Source organism: Citrobacter sp. Cf118, from assembly GCF_030334095.1.
GTDB classification, from domain to species: Bacteria; Pseudomonadota; Gammaproteobacteria; order Enterobacterales; family Enterobacteriaceae; genus Citrobacter; species Citrobacter freundii.
The window spans coordinates 1,145-3,959 of the sequence record NZ_JAOWES010000083.1 but is presented as its reverse complement, the minus strand read 5'-3'; the positions used below and the strand labels follow the sequence as shown (position 1 = coordinate 3,959).

The window sequence follows — 2,815 nt, the reverse complement described above, 5'->3', positions numbered from 1 at the left end:
TCAGGGAGAACTCATCTCGGGGCAAGTTTCGTGCTTAGATGCTTTCAGCACTTATCTCTTCCGCATTTAGCTACCGGGCAATGCCATTGGCATGACAACCCGAACACCAGTGATGCGTCCACTCCGGTCCTCTCGTACTAGGAGCAGCCCCCCTCAATTCTCCAGCGCCCACGGCAGATAGGGACCGAACTGTCTCACGACGTTCTAAACCCAGCTCGCGTACCACTTTAAATGGCGAACAGCCATACCCTTGGGACCTACTTCAGCCCCAGGATGTGATGAGCCGACATCGAGGTGCCAAACACCGCCGTCGATATGAACTCTTGGGCGGTATCAGCCTGTTATCCCCGGAGTACCTTTTATCCGTTGAGCGATGGCCCTTCCATTCAGAACCACCGGATCACTAAGACCTGCTTTCGCACCTGCTCGAGCCGTCACTCTCGCAGTCAAGCTAGCTTATGCCTTTGCACTAACCTCCTGATGTCCGACCAGGATTAGCTAACCTTCGTGCTCCTCCGTTACTCTTTAGGAGGAGACCGCCCCAGTCAAACTACCCACCAGACACTGTCCGCAACCCGGGTAACGGGTCCACGTTAGAACACCAGCCATTAAAGGGTGGTATTTCAAGGATGGCTCCATGCAGACTGGCGTCCACACTTCAAAGCCTCCCACCTATCCTACACATCAAGGACCAGTGTTCAGTGTCAAGCTATAGTAAAGGTTCACGGGGTCTTTCCGTCTTGCCGCGGGTACACTGCATCTTCACAGCGAGTTCAATTTCACTGAGTCTCGGGTGGAGACAGCCTGGCCATCATTACGCCATTCGTGCAGGTCGGAACTTACCCGACAAGGAATTTCGCTACCTTAGGACCGTTATAGTTACGGCCGCCGTTTACCGGGGCTTCGATCAAGAGCTTCTCCTTACGGATAACCCCATCAATTAACCTTCCGGCACCGGGCAGGCGTCACACCGTATACGTCCACTTTCGTGTTTGCACAGTGCTGTGTTTTTAATAAACAGTTGCAGCCAGCTGGTATCTTCGACTGATTTCAGCTCCATGAGTAAATCACTTCACCTACATATCAGCGTGCCTTCTCCCGAAGTTACGGCACCATTTTGCCTAGTTCCTTCACCCGAGTTCTCTCAAGCGCCTTGGTATTCTCTACCTGACCACCTGTGTCGGTTTGGGGTACGATTTCGTGTTACCTGATGCTTAGAGGCTTTTCCTGGAAGCAGGGCATTTGTTACTTCAGCACCGTAGTGCCTCGTCATCACACCTCAGCGTTAAAAAGGTACCGGATTTACCTGGAACCTCCGCCTACATGCTTAAACCGGGACAACCGTCGCCCGGCTAACATAGCCTTCTCCGTCCCCCCTTCGCAGTAACACCAAGTACAGGAATATTAACCTGTTTCCCATCGACTACGCCTTTCGGCCTCGCCTTAGGGGTCGACTCACCCTGCCCCGATTAACGTTGGACAGGAACCCTTGGTCTTCCGGCGTGCGGGTTTTTCACCCGCATTATCGTTACTTATGTCAGCATTCGCACTTCTGATACCTCCAGCATACCTCACAGTACACCTTCAACGGCTTACAGAACGCTCCCCTACCCAACAACACATAGTGTCGCTGCCGCAGCTTCGGTGCATGGTTTAGCCCCGTTACATCTTCCGCGCAGGCCGACTCGACCAGTGAGCTATTACGCTTTCTTTAAATGATGGCTGCTTCTAAGCCAACATCCTGGCTGTCTGTGCCTTCCCACATCGTTTCCCACTTAACCATGACTTTGGGACCTTAGCTGGCGGTCTGGGTTGTTTCCCTCTTCACGACGGACGTTAGCACCCGCCGTGTGTCTCCCGTGATAACATTCTTCGGTATTCGCAGTTTGCATCGGGTTGGTAAGTCGGGATGACCCCCTAGCCGAAACAGTGCTCTACCCCCGAAGATGAATTCACGAGGCGCTACCTAAATAGCTTTCGGGGAGAACCAGCTATCTCCCGGTTTGATTGGCCTTTCACCCCCAGCCACAAGTCATCCGCTAATTTTTCAACATTAGTCGGTTCGGTCCTCCAGTTAGTGTTACCCAACCTTCAACCTGCCCATGGCTAGATCACCGGGTTTCGGGTCTATACCCTGCAACTTAACGCCCAGTTAAGACTCGGTTTCCCTTCGGCTCCCCTATACGGTTAACCTTGCTACAGAATATAAGTCGCTGACCCATTATACAAAAGGTACGCAGTCACCCCATAAAGAGGCTCCCACTGCTTGTACGTACACGGTTTCAGGTTCTTTTTCACTCCCCTCGCCGGGGTTCTTTTCGCCTTTCCCTCACGGTACTGGTTCACTATCGGTCAGTCAGGAGTATTTAGCCTTGGAGGATGGTCCCCCCATATTCAGACAGGATACCACGTGTCCCGCCCTACTCTTCGAGTTCACAACCTGTGCATTTTGGTGTACGGGACTATCACCCTGTACCGTCGGACTTTCCAGACCGTTCCACTAACACACAAGCTGATTCAGACTCTGGGCTGCTCCCCGTTCGCTCGCCGCTACTGGGGGAATCTCGGTTGATTTCTTTTCCTCGGGGTACTTAGATGTTTCAGTTCCCCCGGTTCGCTTCATTACGCTATGTATTCACGTAATGATAGTGTGACGAATCACACTGGGTTTCCCCATTCGGAAATCGCCGGTTATAACGGTTCATATCACCTTACCGACGCTTATCGCAGATTAGCACGTCCTTCATCGCCTCTGACTGCCAGGGCATCCACCGTGTACGCTTAGTCGCTTAACCTCACAACCCGAAGATGTTTC

General features: G+C 52.5%; 1 rRNA gene (only partly in view). It reads right to left on the bottom strand.

The features are described 5' to 3' along the window. A 23S ribosomal RNA gene (locus OGX67_RS10510) occupies positions 1–2,795 on the bottom strand (it extends 90 nt beyond the left edge of the window). Positions 2,796–2,815: the final 20 nt, after the last annotated feature.